This window comes from Amycolatopsis palatopharyngis (assembly GCF_003385185.1).
GTDB lineage: Bacteria > Actinomycetota > Actinomycetes > Mycobacteriales > Pseudonocardiaceae > Amycolatopsis > Amycolatopsis palatopharyngis.
Map to the genome: position 1 here is coordinate 16,849 of NZ_PQHZ01000003.1, position 21,200 is coordinate 38,048.

Genomic DNA, 21,200 nt, shown 5'->3' on the forward strand with positions numbered 1-21,200 from the left:
GCTCCCTGGCGGGTCGCCTGTTCGCGCGATAGTCCGTCGTCCCTGACACGGCCCATCAGCGCGTCGGGCAGGATGCCACCATGTCTCGTCATCAGCGCCTCAACGACATCCTTCGACTGCTTTCCGAGGACGGTCACCTCGATGTCGAAGAAGCCGTCGAACGACTCGGTGTGTCGGCGGCGACCGTTCGCCGGGATTTCGATCACCTGGCCGAGCAACAGTTGCTGACTCGCACCCACGGTGGCGCGGTCACGGCCGCGGGGTCCTACGATCTGCCGTTGCGGTACAAGATCGCGCGCCACGCCGACGAGAAGTTGCGCATCGCGAGTGCGGCGGCCGAGATGGTCGGCCTGGGCAGCACCATCGCGCTCAACGGAGGCACCACCACCAACGAGGTCGCGCGCGCGATCGCGAGCCGGCCGGACCTCGCGGTCTCCGACAGCGGTCCCCGCGTCACCGTGGTCACCAATGCCCTAAACATCGCAACGGAACTCGCCGTGCGGCCATACATCAAGATTCTCGTGCTCGGCGGGGTGGCCCGCCCGCAGTCCTACGAACTGATCGGCCCGCTGGGAACGTCGATACTCGAGCAGATCAACGTCGACATCGCCTTCCTCGGAGTGGACGCGGTCGACGCCGAGCACGGAGCGACGGCGCACCATGAGGGTGAGGCGAGTATCAACCGCCAGATCGCGGCCCGTGCCGCACGGGTGGTGGTGGTCGCCGATTCCTCGAAGGTCGGCAAGAGCGCCTTCGCGCTGATCTGTCCGGCGGACGACTTCGACGTACTGCTCACCGACTCCGAACCCGACGAGAGCGAGCGAGCCCGATTCGCGGAGCGCGGTGTCGATGTCGTGGTGGCCGATACGGGGTCAAGCCTCGGTCGAACCACCTGAGCGGAGTTATGCCTCGGAATTCGCGGGGAACGCGAGATCGCGGAGCGTGCCGAACACCCAGCCGATGAGGGGCAACAGGATCGGCGAAAGCTGGAGAACGAGAAGCGGGAGGAAGAACGCGAGAAATTTGGCCATGGTTTGGTCTCCGAATCGCTGTCGGCAGAGATTCCATGGTCGCCAGAGCCTGGCTGTTTCAGCCATGGACTCAATTCAAATTCTGGCGACCCGCGATTTGGTGCCAGCTCCAAAGATCACCGCGGCGGGGACGATGCCCGCGCGACTCGCCACCGCGGGCGCACGGACGCCGGGGTTGTCACCTGCTGCGACAGAAGCGGTGGAACTGTCGTACGCTTGTGGCGTGAGCACACCCGCGTTCTACGACGAGCTACGGAACCTGCGTCGGGAGCGGCTGCTCGATGCGGCGGCGGAGCTCATCGGCGAGGACGGTTGGGAGCGCCTGACGATGACCCGTGTCGGCGAGCGGTCCGGCATTCCTCGGCAGAGCCTGTACAAGGAGGTCAGCTCCAAGGCCGAGCTGGGCGAAGCCGTGGTGCGGCGAGAAACCGATCGTTTCCTCACCGGCATCGACGACCGGATCCGTGCGAACCACACCGACCTCGCGGCAGGACTGATCGCGGCCGTCCGGTTCAGCCTGGAGGCAGGCTCGCGAAACGACCTGCTCAAGGCGGTGCTCGGGGCCGGTCAGGGCTCGGAACTGCTGTCCCTGCTGACATCCCGGCCCAACGCGGTTCTTGCCCAGGCCATCGATGGCGTACGCGAGTCGGCCCGGCGGCATTTGGACACCCTGCCCGATGAGGAGACCCTCGAAACCGTACTGGACTGTGTGGTCCGTTTGACGATGAGCAACATGCTGCAACCCACGGTGGGGGTCAAACGTGCGACGACGCGGATCGCCACGATAGTCAACTGCCTGCTGGGCTAGGTATCGCGCGCCCGGTTCTCATCCGTCTGGGAGCTGGGCCCGGTTACCAGCGCATCGCAGCCCGCGTGAGCGCCCACCAGGCCTCGAACGCGACCTCCGGCTCCCGCAGGTTTGCCCCGGTGAGTTCCTCGAAGCGCGCGAGCCGGTAGCGGACGGTGTTCTGGTGTACGAACAGCCGCCTCGCGGTGGTCTCGACGTGCGTTCCACACGCCAGGTAGCCGCGCACCGTTGCCATCAGTTCGTCGGCTGAGCCGCTGTCCGCGAGTGGATCGAGGTAGCGAGCGCGCAGAATGTCTCCGATCTCCGCGTCGGCCGCGACGGCCGCGCGCAGGCTCAGCGAGGGCAGATCGTGGACGCCGGTGAGGCCGCAGGCGGAAGCGGTTGTGAGCGCTCGCGTCGCGAGCCGGTACGACTCGGCGAGCTGTTCCAGTGGGCGCGGTGGCCCGACACCGGCCACACCGTCGAAGTCGGTGTCCGGGACCGCGTACAGGAACCCCGCGAGGTCGCCGTCCCAGAGCGTGCTCAGCCCACACCGGTCCCGCACGGCCTCGGGCAAACCCAGGGCATGTTCGAATGTGCGGGCCGCCTCCCGCCCGGTGCCGCGTGCCCGCACCGCGACGTATTCGCGGTCGGGGTCGAGCAGGTAACTCTCGGCCTGGATGCGCAGCTCGGCGGGGGCGAGGACGCCGAGGAGTGCGTCACGCACGAACGCCGACCGGCGCTCCTGGTCGGCGGCCGCGACCTCCACCTCGGCCTGCCGGTGTGCCCTGGCCGTCGTGACCATCGCGACATCGGACCAGGCGAGCGCCGATTCGACGAACTCGAGGACCCGCTCGTCATCGATGCCGAGACGGCTTCCCACCTCGCGCGCGTGGGAGACAACGATCTGGACGCCGATCCGCCAGGCGCGCAACATGTCATCGACAGGGACACCCTGCTGCGCGCGCAGCTTGCCGATCACCGCCAGCCCATCGATTTCGTGCTCGCTCGCCGCCGCGCTGCCGGCACGTGCCGCACGCAGTACGCGCTCGACCTCGACCCGAACGTCGTCGTCGAGGGTCCCGGCGGGCACTGACCGGTAGGCGGGCAACTCGGTCCGCATGGCTTCGCGAACCCGTCGCGAGAGTTCGCCGAGCTCGCCGAGCAGCGCGTCGAACAGGACGTTCCACGTGTGCTGATTCTCGCGGTTCGTCAGCACGTTACGACTCCACCGGCGCCACTCACGCGTCGTAGTCGATCCGGAGTTCCTCGCTCACCGGATGCGCCTGGCAGGTGAGCACATAGCCGCGGGCCAGCTCGTCCTCGTCGAGCACCTGGTTCTGGTCCATGACCGCCTGCCCAAGCAGCACTTTCGCCCGGCACGTTCCGCAGGCTCCCCCCGCGCAGGAGTAGGGCGGGTCGATGCCCTGCTGCAGCGCCGCGTCGAGCACGGTGTCACCTGATGAGGAGAGCGTGAAGGTGGTCTCCACGCCGTCGACGGCAACGGTGACCTGGCTGTTGATGTCGACGTCGATATCGGCATGGGCGGCCTCGGTGTGGAAGACCTCCGTGCGGATGCGGGACTGGTCCACTTCCGCCGTGAGCGCTGACTTCACCGACTCGACCATCTGACCTGGCCCGCACAGGAACCACGTGTCGACCTCGGGCCGGTTGGGCACGAGCCGGTCCACCAGCGCGGGTTCGATACGGCCGGTGAGTTCCGCGGTGTCGTCGCGGGAGAGAACGTGGTGCACCTTCAGTCGTTGCCCGGCGAGCTCGTCGAGTTCGTCGCGGAACATGGTCGACTCGACCGTCCGGTTTCCGTAGATCAAGGTGAACCGGCTCGCCGGTTCGACTTCGAGCGTGGTGGCGATGATGGACAGAATCGGGGTGATACCGGAGCCCGCGGCGATCGCGACGTACTCTCTGGCTCGGTCGGCGTCGAGGACGCTGTGGTAGCTGCCCGTCGGAGACATCACGTCGAGGATGTCGCCTGCGGCCAGTTCATTGTTGACATAGGTGGAAAAGATGCCGCCCTCGATCTGCTTCACGGCGACCCGCAAGGTTTTCGCCGATACCGGAGCGATGATGGAGTAGCTGCGCCGCAGTTCCCGGCCCCCGATGACCGCGCGCAGCGTGATGTGCTGGCCCTGCACGTAGCGGTACTCGTGGGCGAGATCGGCGGGTACGTCGAAGGTCACCACCGTACTGTCCGCGGTCAGCCGCTGCGCCGAACGGACTCGGAGGGGATGGAACATGGGCCGCTGCGCCGAAGCGCGGTCCGGGGTCGGGGCCAGCTGGTCGGTCAGTCGTCGCCAGGTGCGGTACTCCGACGTGGTCATCGAGCGTCCGAACCACGTCGAGATCGCGGCGTTCCGGTCCAAATAGGCCTCTTCGTTGCGGCGCCACGCGCGCAAGTAGCGGTAGAACGGCACGCTCGGGTGCAAATGGTGCACCAGGTGATAGTTCTGGTAGACGAACAGGGGAGTCAGCCACATTTCCCCGCCCACTCGTACGCGGGTGGCCTGGTACTTGTCCTCCCGCTGTGTCTTGCTCAGCCCGTGGTGGGGCAGGTAGTCGAACCACCAGGCCAGGACGACGAGCCCGATTCGCTGGGGGATGATGAAGGCCACGAGTAGTTGCGCGCCGTAGCCTGCCCCTGTCAGCCAGGTGAAACCGGCGATCACGACGCAGAACGCGGCGACGGTACCCGCTACCTCTCCGCGTGGACGGCCGGTCAACCGGCGTAGGTAGAAGACCAGATACCAGACATCGATCGTCGCCCAGCGCAGCGGAAGCTGCCACCATGGGCCCTCGTCGGTCCAGGCGTCCGGATCCACCCCCTTCGGCTCGTTCGTGTTCCGGTGGTGCTCGATGTGGATGAACTTGACCATCCGGAAGGACGCGTACGGCGTCACGAACGGAACCGAAAGGTGACCGAAGATGTCGTTGAGACGAGTGCTGGTGCTGATCGCGTGATGCGTCGATTCGTGTAGCACGCTGAACATCAGGAACGTCACCGCGGCTCCCATGGGAACCGTCGCCCACGGCGACCATCCGGCGGCGAAGACCGCGTACATCTCGGCGGCGAAGAGCAGCAGCGTACCCAGGTACAACGCCGCCGTCGGCCAAGCCAGCTTCGGGATCTTCTCGCCGGGATCCGGTAATCCGCGAACCGGTTGTCGTGCCTCGCTGCGAGTCGCGACCGTCTCCATTTTCGACCTCCTGCGATGACACTCAGCATCAGAGTGTCTACTATCGTGACAGATTAGCGGAAAATGTCAACGCGACTGCGAATCCGGCCTGGCACGCGGGTGAGCTGAGGTGATCAACGGTGGTGGCCGGGCGCTGGTGCACGAAACCGTCATATCCGGCTAGGGTGTTGCGTCATGGGAAACTCGGACGGCGCCAAGGCGCCCGCACTCGTGCAGTCCGTGGACCGCGCCATCAGTGTCCTCGAGTTACTCGCGCACAAGGGGGCGGCTGGAATCACCGAGATCGCGGCCGAACTCAATGTGCACAAGTCGACCGTTTCCCGGCTGGTCAGCGTGCTGGAGGCCCGTGGCCTGGTGGAACAACAGGGAGAACGGGGCAAGTTCTCGATCGGATTCGGGGTCGTCCGGCTCGCCGGTGCGGCGACCGGCCAGCTAGATCTGGCACAGCTCGGCACCCCCGTCTGTGAATCCCTCGCCGACACGCTTGGCGAGACTGTCAATATCGCGGTGCTGGACGGCTCCGTGGCCATCAACATCAGCCAGGGCAGGGGTGGTGCTGCCGTCGCGGCGCAGAACTGGATCGGCAAGCGGACCCCGCTTCACGCCACCTCCAGCGGCAAGGTTCTGCTGGCGTTCATGGCCGAACCCGAGCGGGAGCGGCTCATCACCGAAGGAACCACGGCATACACCGCGAACACGGTGACCCAGCCGGGCCGGCTCAGGACTTTGCTCCAGAACGTGATCGAGGACGGCTACGCCACCAGTTTCGAAGAGCTCGAAGTCGGGCTGCACGCCGTCGCGGTACCGGTGCGCGGGCAACAGAACGACGTGGTGGCCGCGATCAGTGCCTCCGGCCCGGGGTACCGGTTGTCGCACGACCGCATTCAGTGGATCGTCGACGAACTCCGCCATGGCGCGGCGGAGTTGTCCACACAACTGGGATACATCCGCAGTTGACGGTCATGGTGTGGCGAGCCTCTTCGCCGCGTCATCCGCCGCCTTCGCTGCCGCATCGGCCGCACCGATCCCCTCGTCGTCGGGGCGACCGGCTGTTGTCAGATTGATGCGCGCCAGTACGGCCGCGCTACCGGCTGCCCCCGCGGCCAGCAGTGCGGCGGCGATGGCGTCCCCACGAGTGACCGGTTTTCCCCGCACTGCCAACGACTCGGCCATGCCTGCGATTCGTTCACCCAGGCCGGCCAGCTCCTGCGGTGGTCGTGCCGCCCCGGCGAGTGCGACGCTGAGCCGGCCCCCGCGTGTCTCCCCGCCATCTCGAACCCGCTGTGCGTCCAGCACGGCGCGGTAGGCCTCCGCGTCCTCCTCGGCCAGTTCCATCGCGCGCGCGGCGAGCGCGTCCGCCTCCGCGGCGCGTTCGCCCGCGTCGCCGAGGTCGGTCGCCAGCCTCGCGGTCATGGCGAGGAGTCCGGCGGCGGCAGCGGCGGTGACGGCCGCGACCCCGCCCGCACTCCAGTTGGGCGTGGGAGCCGCCACCTCGGAGAGGAAGCCGCGTAACGAGATGTCGCCGCTCGTCCGGGAAACCGGGCCACCAGGACCAGGCGATCCGCTGTTTTCAGGCGCCGTGTCAGTCAATTCAGTCCGGTCACCTCTCCGTTGTCGTCGATGTCGATCCGCTCGGCCGCCGGATGCGAACCGAGCCCGGGCATCGTACGCATGTCCCCGCAGATCGGGTAGACGAAACCCGCGCCGACCGACGCCCTGACCTCCCGTACCGGCAGCGTCCATCCGGTTGGTGCACCGACGAGACTCGGGTCCGAGCTCAACGAAAGGTGGGTCTTGGCGATACACACCGGCAGCCGCCCGAACCCGTTGGACTCGTAGTCGTCGATCGCCCGCGCTGCCGAGCGTTCATAGCTGACACCGGCCGCCCCGTACACTCGCGTCGCGATCGTCTCGATCTTCGTCCGCAGGTCGGCCGAGTCCGGGTAGAGCAGCCGGAACTCACTCGGCTCGTCGGCGGCCTCCATCACGGCCTCGGCCAGTTCGAGCGCCCCCTTGCCGCCACCGGTGAAGTGGTGGCTCACCGACACGCGCGCACCCGCCTCCTCGGCCACCGTCCGGATGGCGTTGTGCTCGCTGGGGTGATCAGTGGGGAAGGCATTGATCGCGACGACCGGAGACACACCATGCAACCGGATGTTGTCGATCTGTTTTCGAAGATTCGCCGCGCCGGCCAGCACGTCGTCCGGATTCTCCGCCAACAGTTCCTGGGGAAGGTCGCGCCCGGCCACCACCCGGTAGCGGCCCGAGTGCGCCTTGAGCGCGCGAACCGTCGCCACCAGCACCGCGGCGTCCGGTACCAGTCCCGAGTTCCGGCACTTGATGTTGAAGAAGCGCTCCGCGCCCATGTCCGCGCCGAACCCCGCCTCGGTGACCACGTAGTCGGCCCCCCGCGTGGCGATCAGGTCCGCCACGATCGAGGAGTTGCCGTGGGCGATATTGCCGAACGGTCCAGCGTGCACCAGCACAGGCGTGTTCTCGACCGTCTGCATCAGGTTCGGCTTGATCGCCTCTCGCATCAGCACGGTCATCGCTCCAGCCGCGCCGATCTCCTCGGCCGAAACCGGCACCCCACCGCTGGTGTAGCCGACCACGATGCGACCGAGGCGCGAGCGCATGTCCCGCAACGAGGTGGACAGTGCGAGTATCGCCATCACCTCGCTCGCGGCGGTGATGTCGAAACCGGTCTGCCGCGGGGTGCCGTCCGCGCTTCCGCCGAGCCCGGTGATCACCGAACGCAGCTCGCGGTCGTTGACGTCGAGCACTCGTCGCCAGGTGATCCGCTGTGGATCCAGGCCGAGCCGGTTTCCCTTGTGCAGATGATTGCCGACCATCGCGGCCAGTATGTTGTGCGCGGCGGTGACCGCGTGCATGTCGCCGGTGAGATGAAGGTTGATCGCCTCCATCGGAACCACCTGGCTGTACCCGCCTCCCGCCGCTCCGCCCTTGATGCCGAAGGTCGGCCCCATCGACGGCTGCCGGATGGCCACGGCAGCGTTCCTGCCGAGCTGCCGGAGTGCCTGGCCGAGCCCGACAGTGGTGGTGGTCTTTCCCTCCCCGAGCGGGGTCGGCGTGATCGCGGAAACCACGACGTATTTGCCGCGTGGCCGAGTTCCGAGTTCGTCGACGGCATCCAGGTCGATCTTGGCGACGTTGGGCCCGTAACTCTCGAGCAGGTGCGGCCCCAGGCCGAGTGAGGCGGCGATCTCGCCGAGGGGCCGCATCGTGGCCGCGCGGGATATCTCCAGATCGGACGGAATACTCATGCTGGCACCTCCTGTAGCCGGGCGGCGAGCTGGTGGCTCCAATCCCGGGTCCTGGCGATCTCGTTGAAGGTGAAGAAGTGCCATCCCGCGATCCGGTTCGCGGGATCGACGACGGCCGGTACGAGCTGGGTCAGCAGCTCCTCCGGCGTGTATCGGGTGACCAGTCTGCTGAGGACGGAGTGTTGCGAACGCAGAAACCTCATCGAATCGCCGAGGCCGATCTTGAGGGAGATCCGAAGCAGCTTCGAAGCGTCCACCACACCGGGTGCACCGAGATGGATGGGAAGCGTGATCCCGCGTTCCCGCACCGCATGTATCCAGGAGATGATGGTCGCCGGGTCGTAGCAGATCTGGGAGACGATGTAGTCGGCATATCGCGACTTCTCGTGCATGGCCTGAATCGTGGCCTGGTCGGAGATGAACGAGTGCCGCTCGGGGTAGCCGGTGATGCCGACCCGTGCGGGTCTGCGTTCGAGTTCACTCATCGCACGAAGCAGCGCGATCGCGTCACCGAACTCTCCCGCGGGCGTGTCCACATCCCCCGCGACCACGAAAACCTCGGCGATTCCCAGATCGGCGACCCGGTCGAGCAGTGACACGAGTGCCCGGCGATCCTGGATCATTCTCGCGGCAAGGTGAGGGACCACCCGCATGCCGAGCCCGGTCAGCTGCCCGGCGATGTCCAGAGTGGTCGCGACGCCCTTGCGGGGTGAGGATGTCACGGTCACCGTGGTACCCGCGGCCAGCTCCGATACCTGGTCGACGACGCCACGCAGCGGCAGCACCTCGAACCGTGCGTTCAGCAGGTGCCGCCGCAGCACCGCGTACCCGTGACTACTCATCGGACCGGTTCCCGGCTAGACCGGCGCAGCGGTGCGCTCGAGGCGTTTGGGAATGTCCTTCGTCGGGTCCAGGAAAGGCTTTTCCACCACTACGGCGTCCTGCGTGCCGTGCTGGGTCTCGACGAGCAGGCGCGTGCCGATCTCCTGGTATTCGATCGGCACCATCGCGTAGCCGACGTTGCGATCCAGACGTGGTGAATGACAGGCGGAGGTGACCTCGCCGACGCGCGCGCCGCCCGGCTCGTGCACAGCGAACACGTCGATCATCGACCCGTCGTTGAAGCTGCCCACACTTGGCCCACCGATCTCGACGCCGACGAGTTTCCGGCTGATCCCCGTCTCCTTGATCCGGCGCAGCGCGTCCTTGCCGACGAAGTCAGCCTCCTGCTCCAGATCGACCATCCAGGTCGACTCGAACCCGTACCCCACTTCGAACGGGTTGGTGTCGTAGGTGATGTCGTTGCCCCAGGACAGGATGCCTGCCTCGATGCGGCGGATGTGACACGGTCCGATCACCCGGAGATCGTGCGGCCTGCCGGCCTCCCAGATCCGGTCCCACAACCGGACACCGTCCCGGCTTGCGTTGTGCAGGTAGATCTCGTACCCGAGTTCGGCTGTGAAACCGGTACGGGAGACCACCACGTCCATTCCGTCGAGCTGCCGTTCGACCGCATAGTAGTAGGGAACGTCCAGAATGGACTCGCCGAACAGGTCCACCATGACCTTGCTCGACCTTGGCCCCTGCACCTGAACCGGACCCACGTCAGGCTCGGAGATCTGTACGTTCATGCCGAGGTTGTAGGCGAGGCCCTTGGCCCAGAGCAGGACATCGCTGTCGGCGAGTGACAACCAGAAGTGGTTCTCACCGAGACGGAGCAGCACCGGGTCGTTGATGATCCCGCCGTCGGCGTTCGTGACGAACACGTACTTGCACTGCCCGACCTTGCACTTCGTCAGATCCCTCGGGACGAGCATGTTGGTGAACTCGAACGCGTCCGGCCCGGTGATCTCCACCTGCCGCTCGACACCGACGTCCCACAGCGTCACGGCTTCGAGCAGGTGCCAGTACTCACCGACCGGATCGCCGTAGTGACGCGGATGGTAGGTGTGGTTGTAGACGCTGTAGAGCCCGACGTGGTGCTTGCGCGAGGCGTAGAAGTACGGTGACTTGCGGATCCGCGGGTACTGCAGGATTCCGGGCTGTGGGTTGATGGTCATGGCACTCTCCTTCACGTCGTCGGCGGATTCGGCGGTCATTGCCGCATCCGGTGCATCTCTGGATCCAGCACGGGGTCGGCCACGACCGTTGCCGGATGTCGCTTGTCGAAGTAGGAGATCTCCAGTCCGGTGCCCTCCACGGCGAGGTCGGCGGGCAACCAGGCGTAGGCCAGGCTGGCGCCGACGGTATGGCCGTACGCCGCGCTGGTGGTGAAGCCGACCACCCCGCGTTCCGGTGCTTCCGGCGCGTGCACGGCCTCGGACCCCAGCAGCACGGTGCCGTCGTCGACGGTCAGGCACCGCAACCGCCGGCGCGGGGACCGCTCCCTGCGGCGCAGGAGCGCGTCCCGGCCGATGAACTCGCCCTTGCCGGGTTTGACGGCGAAGCCGAGCCCGGCCTCGTCCGGATCGTGCAGGCTCCACATGTCTGTGCCCCAGGCCCGGTAGCCCTTCTCGATGCGCATCCCGTTGAACGCACCGCGCCCTGCGGCGATCACCCCGTGGGCGGCTGCCGCCTCGCTCAACAGATCCCACAGCCGCAGGCCGAACTCGGCACTGGTGTAGATCTCCCAGCCGAGTTCGCCTACATAGGACAGCCGCAGTGCGGTCACCGGCACCTCGGCGACGAAGAACCGCTTGGCACGGAAGAACCGGAAGGCCTCGTTCGAGATGTCGGTACTGGCCAGCGGGCCGAGTACATCACGTGCACGCGGACCCCAGAGACCGACACAGCAGGTACCACCGGTGATGTCCCGGACGTGGGTGGTGTCATCGGCATGCGCCTGAAGCCAGGCGATGTCGCGCCTGCCGTTGAGTCCGACCTGGAACGTGTCCTCGGACAGCCGGGCCACGGTGATGTCGGCTCGGATCCCTCCCGTCGGTTCGAGCATCAGGGTGTAGGTGACGTAGCCCGGCGGCCGGTCGAGCTGGTTGGTCGTCAGTCGCTGCAGCAGGTTCAGCGCACCTCGGCCGCTGACCTCGGCCCGGGCCAGGGAGGTCATATCGTACAGCCCGCCGCGTTCACGGGTGACCTGGTGTTCGGCGCCGACGATCGGGGAGTAGTACCTGCCCGCCCACGGTCCAGGGCCGGTGATGTCACGCCCCCGGACCAGGTGAGCGTTGCTCTCGAACCAGTGCGGGCGCTCCCAGCCGTTCGCCTCGAGGAAGACGCCGCCGAGTTCGCGCTGGCGAAGATAGAACGGGCTGGTGCGTAACGGCCTCGGCTGCTCGGGAGGCTGCTGCGGATGAATGATGTCGTAGACCTCGCGGAAGCTCTGAGATCCACGTTGGGACACATAGGACGGACTGTGGGCGAAGTCCTCGAAGCGCCGGACGTCCGCGGCGCGCAGGTCGATACTCGGGACACCTTCGGCCATCCACTCCGCGACCGCACGCCCGACCCCGCCGCCATGGGTGATCCACACCGCCTCCGCGAGCCAGAAGTTGTCCACCTCCTTACTCGGCCCGAGCAGTGGCATACCGTCCGAGGTGAACAGGAACAGTCCGTTCATCCCCTCGGAAACCTGGGTGTGCCCGAGTTCGGGCAACAGACGCACGGCGTCCTGCCACGGCCCGCCGAAATCCTCGGCGGTGAACGGCTGCACCGAGGGCATCCCCTTCCATGCCCCGCCCTCGGAAGGTGCTTCGGCGCCGCTGCCGGACGTGCTGACCGATATTTCCTCGGCGCGCACGGGCATCGGGCGGTGCTGGTAGGACCCGATGCCGTACCGGTCGTGAATCTGGCGGAAGTACATCGAGCGGTCCTGATGCCGCAGGATGGGCTGGGCGACCTCGACGCCCGCCGCCGGATCCTTGAGGCCGGGATCGTTCAGTCCGGGAAGCGCTGTGGTGACCGCGTACTGGTGCGCCAGTGGCTGAGCCGGCACCGAAACACCGGCCAGTGCGGCGACCGCGGGTCCCCAGATCCCGGCGGAGCAGAGCACACGTTCGACCGCGACCGTTCCCCGCGTCGTTCGCACGGCGCGAACCCTGCCGTCACTGATATCGAAACCGGTCACCCTCGTGTCCGCCTGGAAGCGCACACCGCGAGACCGCGCGGCACGGGCCATCGCCTCGGCCGCCCGAACCGGTTTCGCGATCCCGTCGGTCGGGGTGTACAGACCGCCGTGAATCCGTGCCGGATCGACCTGCGGGATGCGGGCGTGTACCTCGGCGGGCCCGATCAGTTCGGCGTCGATGCCCCATGCACGCGCCAGGCCGAGCTTGCGCTCGAGGTCCAGCCAGCGCTCCCGGGTGGTCGCGACCTCGATACCGCCGACCTGATGGAAGCACGGTTTGCCGTCGAGCTCGTCCGAGGTGAAGCGCTCGACGGTGTAGGCCGCCAGTTGGCTCAGCAGTTGTGCTGCGTTCGTCTGGAACACCAGCCCTGGCGCGTGGGAGCTGGACCCGCCCGTGGCGAAGAGAGGGCCTTGCTCGAGTACCAACACGTCGGTGATGCCCAGGTCAGCGAGGTGGTAAGCGGTGCTGCAACCCACGATGCCGGCACCGATGACGACGGTCTGCGCGCTGGAGTCCATAACGGCCGCCTTCAAAGCATTGCGTGTAGGGCAACTAATCGCGTTATACGCAACAGTGCGCCGAGCTCCGGCTGTGCGTCAAGTCACTTGTCGTACTACATTTAGGTGACGATCGACCCACTGCTATTGCTTTTCCTTGTCGGGCGAGTGGGTTAGCCGCGGCTGTCTGGATGGCTCGTCCACGAGGCCGAGTGACGCCGCTCGGCGACGTAACCGCGCCGCGGCGAGCGCGACGAGGTCCAGTGCGAGGAACCGGCGATGCCCGAATCCCCGATCGGGCATGGACATCGGTGCGCCGTCCGTGTACGAATGTACGCAAATCTGTGGCGGAAGCCACAGGGCAGGTTCTCTGGGCCAGGCAGTCAGGCACGAATCGCGTGCGAACTCGGCCCGCCTCAAGAGGAAAGGTGACCGCGCTTGTCTACAACTGGCGAACCTGATGCCCAAGCCGGACAGGACCGAGGGACGTCGACGGGCGGACCTTCAGGCGCGATCGCCGCTGCGAAGGAGAGCAGGGTCAATCCGGTGGTGTTCGCCGGAGCGTCGGTGATCATCCTGGCCATCTCGATCTGGGCGATCATCACACCGGCCGGTGCCGAACAGGCCATCGGCACAGTGGTGGGCTGGATCTCGAGCGGCTTCGGCTGGTACTACTTCCTCGCCGCCACGCTGTTTCTCGTCTTCGTGGTGTACGTCGCCTCCTCGCAGTACGGCAAGGTCAAACTCGGCCCGCAGCACTCGCGGCCCGATTACGGCCTGTTCGCCTGGGCGTCCATGCTTTTCGCCGCTGGTATCGGTATCGACCTGATGTTCTTCTCGGTCGCCGAACCCGTCACGCAGTACCTCGCCCCGCCGGACGGCGCTCCCGAAACGATCGAGGCGGCGCGCCAGGCGATGGTGTGGTCCCTGTTCCACTACGGGATCACCGGGTGGGCCATGTACGCGCTCATGGGGATGGCGCTGGGTTACTTCGCCTACCGTCACGGCCTGCCGTTGAGTATCCGCTCGGCGTTGTATCCCCTCATCGGCAGGCGCATTCACGGCCGGATCGGCCACGGTGTCGATATCGCCGCGGTCCTCGGCACCATCTTCGGCATCGCCACCTCGCTCGGGATCGGGGTGGTGCAACTGAACTTCGGGTTGAACTTCCTCTTCGGCGTCCCCGAAGGCGTGCCCGCACAGATCGGACTGATCGCCGTCGCCGTGTTCATGACGACCGTGTCCGCGTTCGCGGGTGTGGACAAGGGAATCCGCAGGCTCTCCGAGCTCAACGTCGTGCTCGCCATCGGCATGATGATCTACATCATGATCCACGAGGATCCGCTGTACCTGCTCAACGGTCTCGTGCTGAACATCGGTGACTACGTCAGTGGCTTCACCGGGATGACGCTGAACACCTTCGCCTACGACCAGCCGACCGAATGGCTCAACAGCTGGACGCTGTTCTTCTGGGCGTGGTGGATCGCGTGGGCGCCCTTCGTCGGCCTGTTCCTCGCCCGGATCTCCCGCGGCCGGACCATCCGCCAGTTCGTGGCCGCCACCCTGATCATCCCGTTCCTGTTCACCCTCAGCTGGTTGTCCATTCTGGGCAACAGCGCGCTACGTGTGGTGCGCGACGGCGACACCGAGTTCGGCCAGACCGCGATGAACGCTCCCGAACAGGGCTTCTACCTGCTTCTCACCCAGTATCCGGGAGTCACGTTCAGTGCCGGTCTCGCCACCTTCGTCGGGCTGCTGTTCTACGTGACCTCGGCCGATTCGGGTGCGCTGGTGATGGGCAACTTCACCTCGCACCTCAAGACCGCGACCACCGACTCGGCTCGCTGGGTCCGGGTCTACTGGGCTGTCGCCACCGGCCTGCTCACCCTGGCGATGCTGATCGTCGGGGGAGTGACGACCCTGCAGTACGCGACCATCATCATGGGCCTGCCCTTCTCCTTCGTGATGTTCCTGATCATGTGGGGCCTCTACAAGGCGCTGCGCGTCGAACGGTTCCGTGAGGACAGTTTCCGGACCAGCCTCCCCTCGTCGCTGTCGGAGCGAACCCAGGCCGAGGGCCGGGGCGCGCCGCGCGGCTGGCGGCAGCGGTTGACCCGGGTCATGAGCTATCCGGGCCGCCACGCCGCAGCCAGGTTCATCGATGAGGTGAGCAGGCCCGCGTTCGCCGAGGTCGCCGAGGAGCTGTGCACGCAGGGAGCACGGGCCGAGGTAAGCGAAGGCCTGACCGACGACAGCGATCTCCCGCACCTCGCCCTGAACGTCGCGCTCGGCGATGAAGAGGAGTTCACCTATCGGATCCGGCCAGGGGAGAAGAAGACCCCTTCGTTCGCTCTGAGTTCGTTGAACACGCAGAACACCTACTTCCGTTACGAGGTGTATCTGACCGAGGGAAGCCAGGGCTACGACGTACTCGGTTACAGCAAGGAACAGCTCATCGGCGACATCCTCGACCAGTACGAACGGCACCTCGAATTTCTCCGGCTGCATCGGGAAACGGTGGGCGGTGACGCGCTGCCGGACCGCGATCACGCTTCGGTTGAGGCGGACTGACAGGGATCTTCCGCGGATGCCGTATGCGCTGGGCGGGGCCGGTCCTGGGCAACACGACAAGACGGCCGAATCGGACCGGATTGCGCCAGCGGTTATTGTTGCGCTATGGGAAACTCCGACGACGGCAAGCCACCGGTGCTCGTGCAGTCGGTCGATCGGGCGATCAGCGTCCTCGAGCTACTCGCGAGCAACGGCGGAGCAGGCATCACCGAAATCGCTGGAAACCTGGGCGTGCACAAGTCGACCGTGTCCCGGTTGCTCGGTGCACTCGAGGCGCGCGGCATGGTGGAACAGCAAGGTGAGCGCGGCAAGTTCACCATCGGATTCGGCATCGTCCGGCTGGCCGGTGCCGCGGCCGGTCAGCTCGACCTCGCCCGCCTCGGGACTCCGGTCTGCGAATCCCTCGCCGAGAAGCTGGGCGAGACCGTCAACATCGCCGTGCTCGACGGTTCGGTGGCCATCAACATCTGTCAGGCGCGCGGTACCGCCGCTGTCGCTGCCCAGAACTGGACAGGGCAACGGACGCCGTTGCACGCCACATCGAGCGGGAAGGTCCTGCTCGCGAACGCCGACGAAGCGGACCGGGAACGGATCCTCGGCGGGCCGCAGCCGTCGTACACACCTCGAACCGTCACCGATCCGGACGAGCTGCGGTCGATGCTGCAGGTCGTCGCAGACGACGGCTACGCCACCTCGTACGAGGAGCTGGAACTGGGCCTGCACGCCGTGTCCGTGCCTGTGCTCGGCAAGAACAGTGAAGTGATCGCCGCCATCAGTGCGTCCGGTCCCGCGTATCGCTTGTCCCGTAAGCGAATCCGGCAAATCGTCGAGGACCTGCGCACGGGTGCCGCCGAGCTGTCAAACCAGTTGGGCTACTTCAACCAGTAGATCCTTTTCGTCCTGGCGCCGCACCCCGTACGGGGGTTGACAGCGCCTGTCGCAGGCCTCACATTATGTCGAGCGAAGTTGCGTCAATCGAAGGTTGTTGCGTAATGCGCAGCTTCTGATCCGGTCGATCCGGCATCGTTCGAAAGACTGGAGGACGGCTGATGGCGAGGACGCCGCGCGTGGTGATCATCGGTGCGGGCATCACGGGGTGTGCGCTGGCCGACGAGCTGAGCGCGCGTGGCTGGAGCGATATCACCGTCCTCGAACAGGGGCCGTTGTTCACCACGGGTGGACACACCTCCCAGGCTCCGGGGCCGGTGTTCCGGACCACCGGATCCAAGACGATGACCGGTTTCGCGAACTACACAGTGGACAAATACGCCGAGCTGACGCTCGACGGCGAGCAGTGCTTCCATCCCGTCGGTGGGCTTGAGGTCGCGGTCAGCGAGTCACGCTGGGCAGACCTCAAACGCCGGCACGGCTGGGCGACGTCGTGGGGAGTGGAGAGTTACCTGTGCTCGCCAGAGGAGTGCGCGGCACTGAACCCCATGCTCGCCGCCGACCGGCTGATCGGCGGCTTCCACATCCCGGGCGACGGGCTGGTCCGGCCGTCGCGCGCCGCGGAGGCGCAGGCGCGCCGCGCGATGGATCGCGGCGTGCGCTTTCTGGCGTGGCACACGGTGACCGGCGTGGAGCGTCACGCGGGGCGGGTGCGCGGGGTGACGACGGATCAGGGCGGCTTCCGCGCCGATGTCATCGTCTCCTGTGCGGGAATGCGCGCTCCGGCGATCGGCGAGCTGGTGGAACTGGACGTACCGCTCGTCCCGATGGTGCACCAGTACGCCAAGACCGCACCGGTTCCACGATCGCGCGGGCAGCGCGAACAGGATGGTTCTCGGCTCGAGGCGACCAGCCCGCTGCTGCGGCACCAGGAAGCCGGGCTGTACTTCCTTGAGCACGCCGATCGGATCGGTATCGGCTCGTACGGGCACCGGCCCATGCCGGTGAGCCAAGGGGAGCTCGCGGCTCCGGCCGTGGGGAGCGTGCCTACGGAGTCGCCCTTCACCGCGGAGGAGTTCGACTCCTCCTGGGCGCGCGCTGTTGCGCTGTTACCAGGGCTTGCCGATACGAAGGTGGAGGAGAGAAGCGACGGTCTCCTGCCCTTCACCGCCGACGGCAATCCGCTGCTCGGCGAGCACCCGGAAATGGAAGGCTTCTGGGTCGCCGAAGCCGTACGGATCAGTCACTCCGCGGGGGTGGCCAAAGCCATGGCGGAATGGCTCGTGGACGGGCAACCGGGTGTGGACGTGCGTGCCTGCGAACTCAATCGGTTCGAGCCCGCACAGCTGGCACCCGAGTATGTCGAGGCGCGCAGCAGCCGCACTTTTGCGGAGGTGTACGACATCGTGCATCCCCTGCGGCCGATGGAACACCCCCGCCCCTTGCGGACCAGCCCGTTCTACGAACGCGAGGTGGAGCTCGGAGCGCACTTCCTCGAGTCGACCGGCTGGGAGCGTCCACAGTGGTACGAGTCGAACGCGGAACTCCCCGAGGTTGAGCAGATACCGCCGCGAAACGACTGGGCCGCACAGTACTATTCGCCGATATCCGGAGCCGAAGCCCTCGTCACCCGCGAGCGGGTCGCGATGTTCGACCTGACATCACTGAAGCGCTTCGAGGTCAGCGGTCCCGAGGCGCTGGCCTTTCTGCAGACCCTGACCACGAATCAGATCGACCGCAGCCCGGGATCGGTGACCTATAGTCTGTTGCTCGGCGAGGACGGTGGGATTCGCAGCGACCTTACCGTCGCACGCCTTGCCGAGGACAGATTCCAGGTGGGTGCCAACAGCAATCTGGACCTGAACTGGCTGCAGCGGCACCTGCCTCCCGGGGGCAAGGTGCAATTGCGGGACATCACCGCGGGAACCTGCTGTATCGGATTATGGGGTCCGCGTGCGCGATTATTGCTCCAGCCGCTCATCCGGCAGGACATTTCGCCCGAGTCGATGGGAATCTTCACGGCAAAGAAGCTCTTCGTCGGCGACGTGCCCGTGACGGCAATGCGATTGTCCTATGTGGGTGAGCTCGGCTGGGAGCTCTACACCACGGCGGATCTGGGGCGGAAACTGTGGGACACCTTGTGGGAGGCGGGCCAGGACCACGGGGTTATCGCTGCCGGGCGAGGTGCTCTCGACAGCCTGCGACTGGAGAAGGGGTACCGCGCCTCGGGTGTCGATATGACGACGGAACACGATCCGTTCGAGGCCGGTGTCGGCTTCGCCGTGCGGATGGACAAGGGATATTTCATCGGCAGGGATGTACTGGTGGGACGTTCGCCCGCGACAGCGTCCCGGAAGCTGACCTGCCTGATCATCGATGACGACTATCAGGTGGTGATGGGCGGCGAACCCGTTTTAGGGGCGGGAGAGCCGGTCGGTTATGTCACCAGTGCCGCGCGCGGTTACACCATCGGCAGGAACATCGCCTACGCCTGGCTGCCGGCGGGGGTGGCGGTGCCGGGCAACGAAGTGGCCATCGAGTACTTCGGTGAGAAGGTGCCCGCGGTGGTTGCCGAGGAGCCGTTGTTCGACCCCGGAATGACGCGTCTTCGAGGTTGAAGAACACGAATCTTATTTAGGTCATCGCGGTTTCATTGGTCATGTTCCTCAGCCATTCTTCCTTGTTCTCATAATGCGAGATCGGGCCGTCGGCTTGGGATAAATCGGAACGCCGGCTCTCTTGACAGGTAATGTGCGTCAGGTCATAGTTGCACGGGTAATACTCATTCCTTGATCAGATCAATTCATCACGTTATGTGTACGACTTACCCGGCAAATCGGGCACATTGATTTCGCCTTTGATTCCCGGGGTTTTCGTTGTCCCCACGGCGAGAGGAGGCGGCGTCCTATGGGCGCCGGATACCAATGTCAGCGGATAACTCACCAGATACCTCGAACGACGGGCCTGGCGGCCGTCCCGGCCGGACGGACCGGGTCGTCTTCGGCAGCTCGGCGTTGGTGGTGCTCGGGTTCGTCGCCTGGGGCGTGATCGCCACCGACTCCCTGAGCGGGGTGTCCACTTCGGCGCTCAACTGGCTGATCACGAACATGGGCTGGGCGTTCCTGCTCGCGGCGAGCGGCTTCGTTGTCTTCGCACTGTGGCTGGCCTTCAGCCGCTACGGCAAGATCCCACTGGGTAAGGACAACGAACGTCCGGAGTTCCGGACGGTGTCGTGGGTCGCGATGATGTTCAGTGCCGGAATGGGCATCGGGTTGATGTTCTACGGCGTGAGTGAGCCGCTTGCGCATTTCACCGAACCACCGCCCGGCACCGTGGCCGGTGGAACCGACGCCGCGATCGACACCGCGATGGCCACCTCGCTCTTTCACTGGACGTTGCACCCGTGGGCGATCTACGCGGTGGTGGGTCTGGCGATCGCCTACGGCAGCTTCCGGCGCGGCCGCAAACAGCTGATCAGCGCTGCCTTCGCGCCCCTGTTCGGCAAACGGGCATCCGAAGGACCGGTCGGCAAGATGATCGACGTGTTCGCGATCTTCGCGACGTTGTTCGGTTCCGCCGCGTCGCTGGGCCTGGGTGCTTTGCAGATCGGTAGTGGACTCACCGAAGGTGGCTGGCTTTCCGGGCAGCCCGAGGTCGGCCTGCTGGTGGCGGTGATCGCGGTGCTGACCGTCGCATTCATCGCCTCGGCGGTCTCCGGCGTGGCGAAGGGAATCCAGTGGTTGTCGAACATCAACATGGTGCTGGCCGGAGTGCTCGCCCTGTTCATCTTCGTGGTGGGGCCGACGGTGTTCATCCTCAATCTGATTCCCTCGGCGATCGGTGACTACTTCCGGGAGATGGGGGAGATGGTCTCCCGAACCGCGGCGTCGGGTGGCGATCCGATGGAGAGCTGGCTGTCGTCGTGGACGATCTTCTACTGGGCTTGGTGGATCTCCTGGACGCCGTTCGTCGGCATGTTCATCGCCAGGATCAGCCGCGGTCGCACCATCAAGCAGTTCGTCGGTGGGGTGATCCTGGTGCCTACGGTCGTCAGCCTGGTCTGGTTCGCGATCCTGGGTGGTACGGCCGTCGACCTCCAGCGCGGCGGCACGGACCTCGCCGGCGCGGGTAGCCCGGAATCGCAACTGTTCGGGGTGCTGGGTCAGCTTCCACTGCCCGCCGTCGCCGGTGTGCTGGTCATGGTTCTGGTGGCGATCTTCTTCGTCTCCGGCGCCGATGCCGCGTCCATGGTGATGGGCACCCTGTCGCAACGGGGATCGATCGAGCCCAGGAAGTCCGTGGTGATCTTCTGGGGTGTGGCAACCGGTGCGGTCGCCGCGGTGATGTTGCTCGTAGGCAGCGGCGGTGGCACGGCGTTGACCGGCCTGCAGAACCTGACGATCATCGCGGCGGCGCCGTTCGTGCTCGTGATGATCGTGTTGTGTGTGGCGCTGGCGAAGGACCTGCGCAGCGATCCGATGGTCCGGCGGGACGAGAAGAGCGCCGAGCTAGTGGATCAGGCAGTCATGGTGGGCGATGCCGAGTACGACGGCGACTTCCAGTTGCAGGTCACCGCCGCTGTGGACGGGCCAGTATGTTCCCCTGACGACCTGATAGCGGACGACCTAGGGCTCGAGGAGGAGTTACGCGACATGACCGAGCATGTCGCGAGGGTCGATCGCGAGGACTAGGACGTGTCTGACGGATCCGCTTTCCGGCTGCGCGGTGCCCAGGCGGCGCCTCGCGGCGTTGCCCCCGCACCCCCGTACAACCAGTACGAGGGTGCGGGGGCGCCTTGCGATGCATCCACCTGGATCACCGCTCGCACGGAGGAGATCCATCAGACAC

The 21,200-nt window shown here is 66.1% G+C and carries 16 protein-coding genes; 7 read left to right on the forward strand and 9 right to left on the reverse strand.

Annotated features, from left to right (window positions below; translation table 11 throughout):
* The first annotated feature begins 80 nt into the window (after positions 1-80).
* Positions 81-896 carry a DeoR/GlpR family DNA-binding transcription regulator gene (locus tag D0C15_RS02715; protein WP_116040728.1) on the forward strand — a complete coding sequence of 272 codons (816 nt, stop codon included), beginning with the start codon at positions 81-83 and terminating at the stop codon, positions 894-896.
* Positions 897-902: 6 nt separating this feature from the next.
* Here D0C15_RS02715 and D0C15_RS35400 read toward each other — a convergent pair whose 3' ends face one another.
* Positions 903-1,031 carry a hypothetical protein gene (locus D0C15_RS35400; protein WP_281270650.1) on the reverse strand — a complete coding sequence of 43 codons (129 nt, stop codon included), beginning with the start codon at positions 1,029-1,031 and terminating at the stop codon, positions 903-905.
* Positions 1,032-1,254: 223 nt separating this feature from the next.
* On the opposite strand from D0C15_RS35400, the gene D0C15_RS02720 reads away from it, so the two are divergent.
* Positions 1,255-1,839 (forward strand): TetR/AcrR family transcriptional regulator, encoded by a 585-nt coding sequence (locus D0C15_RS02720; RefSeq protein ID WP_116040729.1) that lies wholly within the window; start codon positions 1,255-1,257, stop codon positions 1,837-1,839.
* A gap of 43 nt (positions 1,840-1,882) precedes the next feature.
* On the opposite strand, the gene D0C15_RS35405 is transcribed toward D0C15_RS02720, so the two are convergent.
* Entirely contained in the window at positions 1,883-3,037 is a 1,155-nt protein-coding gene (locus D0C15_RS35405; protein WP_281270651.1) for a PucR family transcriptional regulator, read from the reverse strand.
* A 22-nt stretch (positions 3,038-3,059) separates the two neighbouring features.
* Complete coding sequence (locus D0C15_RS02730; protein ID WP_116040730.1) at positions 3,060-5,033, reverse strand: fatty acid desaturase; 1,974 nt, start codon at positions 5,031-5,033, stop codon at positions 3,060-3,062.
* Positions 5,034-5,207: 174 nt separating this feature from the next.
* Between D0C15_RS02730 and D0C15_RS02735 the strand changes: the two genes are divergently transcribed.
* Complete coding sequence (locus tag D0C15_RS02735) at positions 5,208-5,990, forward strand: IclR family transcriptional regulator (RefSeq protein WP_116040731.1); 783 nt, start codon at positions 5,208-5,210, stop codon at positions 5,988-5,990.
* 3 nt (positions 5,991-5,993) lie between these two features.
* Here D0C15_RS02735 and D0C15_RS02740 read toward each other — a convergent pair whose 3' ends face one another.
* The 6 genes from D0C15_RS02740 to D0C15_RS33925 all read right to left on the reverse strand — a co-directional run bounded on the left by D0C15_RS02740 (position 5,994) and on the right by D0C15_RS33925 (position 13,202).
* Positions 5,994-6,623 carry a cyclodeaminase/cyclohydrolase family protein gene (locus tag D0C15_RS02740; RefSeq protein ID WP_162829876.1) on the reverse strand — a complete coding sequence of 210 codons (630 nt, stop codon included), beginning with the start codon at positions 6,621-6,623 and terminating at the stop codon, positions 5,994-5,996.
* Positions 6,620-8,317, reverse strand: a complete 1,698-nt coding sequence (locus D0C15_RS02745; RefSeq protein ID WP_116040733.1) for a formate--tetrahydrofolate ligase — start codon at positions 8,315-8,317, stop codon at positions 6,620-6,622. Before D0C15_RS02745 ends, D0C15_RS02740 begins: the two co-directional genes overlap by 4 nt.
* Positions 8,314-9,159 (reverse strand): methylenetetrahydrofolate reductase, encoded by an 846-nt coding sequence (locus D0C15_RS02750; protein WP_116040734.1) that lies wholly within the window; start codon positions 9,157-9,159, stop codon positions 8,314-8,316. The genes D0C15_RS02745 and D0C15_RS02750 overlap by 4 nt, the downstream gene beginning before the upstream one ends.
* A gap of 15 nt (positions 9,160-9,174) precedes the next feature.
* The gene (locus D0C15_RS02755; RefSeq protein ID WP_116040900.1) at positions 9,175-10,377 is read right to left on the reverse strand and encodes a glycine cleavage T C-terminal barrel domain-containing protein; all 1,203 of its coding nucleotides are present in this window, start codon (positions 10,375-10,377) and stop codon (positions 9,175-9,177) included.
* 35 nt (positions 10,378-10,412) lie between these two features.
* On the reverse strand, positions 10,413-12,914 hold the full coding sequence (locus D0C15_RS02760) for a GcvT family protein (protein ID WP_116040735.1): 2,502 nt from the start codon (positions 12,912-12,914) through the stop codon (positions 10,413-10,415).
* Between the two features lie 123 nt (positions 12,915-13,037).
* Positions 13,038-13,202, reverse strand: a complete 165-nt coding sequence (locus D0C15_RS33925) for a hypothetical protein (RefSeq protein WP_162829877.1) — start codon at positions 13,200-13,202, stop codon at positions 13,038-13,040.
* A gap of 129 nt (positions 13,203-13,331) precedes the next feature.
* Here D0C15_RS33925 and betT point away from each other — a divergent pair, with 129 nt between their 5' ends.
* From betT to D0C15_RS02780, 4 genes are all read left to right on the forward strand, one after another.
* The gene (betT, locus tag D0C15_RS02765; protein ID WP_116040736.1) at positions 13,332-15,464 is read left to right on the forward strand and encodes a choline BCCT transporter BetT; all 2,133 of its coding nucleotides are present in this window, start codon (positions 13,332-13,334) and stop codon (positions 15,462-15,464) included.
* 105 nt (positions 15,465-15,569) lie between these two features.
* Positions 15,570-16,352, forward strand: a complete 783-nt coding sequence (locus D0C15_RS02770; protein WP_116040737.1) for an IclR family transcriptional regulator — start codon at positions 15,570-15,572, stop codon at positions 16,350-16,352.
* Between the two features lie 161 nt (positions 16,353-16,513).
* Complete coding sequence (locus D0C15_RS02775; RefSeq protein ID WP_116040738.1) at positions 16,514-18,970, forward strand: GcvT family protein; 2,457 nt, start codon at positions 16,514-16,516, stop codon at positions 18,968-18,970.
* Between the two features lie 306 nt (positions 18,971-19,276).
* Positions 19,277-21,043: a BCCT family transporter gene (locus D0C15_RS02780; RefSeq protein WP_116040739.1), complete on the forward strand. Its 1,767-nt coding sequence runs from the start codon at positions 19,277-19,279 to the stop codon at positions 21,041-21,043.
* Positions 21,044-21,200: the final 157 nt, after the last annotated feature.

Bases quoted from the DNA above. Each gene is read 5' to 3' on its own strand.
- D0C15_RS02715 (WP_116040728.1), top strand. From the start codon at position 81: ATGTCTCGTCATCAGCGCCTCAACGACATCCTTCGACTGCTTTCCGAG.
- D0C15_RS35400 (WP_281270650.1), bottom strand. From the start codon at position 1,031: ATGGCCAAATTTCTCGCGTTCTTCCTCCCGCTTCTCGTTCTCCAGCTT.
- D0C15_RS02730 (WP_116040730.1), bottom strand. From the start codon at position 5,033: ATGGAGACGGTCGCGACTCGCAGCGAGGCACGACAACCGGTTCGCGGA.
- D0C15_RS02735 (WP_116040731.1), top strand. From the start codon at position 5,208: ATGGGAAACTCGGACGGCGCCAAGGCGCCCGCACTCGTGCAGTCCGTG.
- D0C15_RS02745 (WP_116040733.1), bottom strand. From the start codon at position 8,317: ATGAGTATTCCGTCCGATCTGGAGATATCCCGCGCGGCCACGATGCGG.
- D0C15_RS02750 (WP_116040734.1), bottom strand. From the start codon at position 9,159: ATGAGTAGTCACGGGTACGCGGTGCTGCGGCGGCACCTGCTGAACGCA.
- D0C15_RS02755 (WP_116040900.1), bottom strand. From the start codon at position 10,377: ATGACCATCAACCCACAGCCCGGAATCCTGCAGTACCCGCGGATCCGC.
- D0C15_RS02760 (WP_116040735.1), bottom strand. From the start codon at position 12,914: ATGGACTCCAGCGCGCAGACCGTCGTCATCGGTGCCGGCATCGTGGGT.
- D0C15_RS33925 (WP_162829877.1), bottom strand. From the start codon at position 13,202: ATGTCCATGCCCGATCGGGGATTCGGGCATCGCCGGTTCCTCGCACTG.
- D0C15_RS02770 (WP_116040737.1), top strand. From the start codon at position 15,570: ATGGGAAACTCCGACGACGGCAAGCCACCGGTGCTCGTGCAGTCGGTC.
- D0C15_RS02775 (WP_116040738.1), top strand. From the start codon at position 16,514: ATGGCGAGGACGCCGCGCGTGGTGATCATCGGTGCGGGCATCACGGGG.
- D0C15_RS02780 (WP_116040739.1), top strand. From the start codon at position 19,277: ATGTCAGCGGATAACTCACCAGATACCTCGAACGACGGGCCTGGCGGC.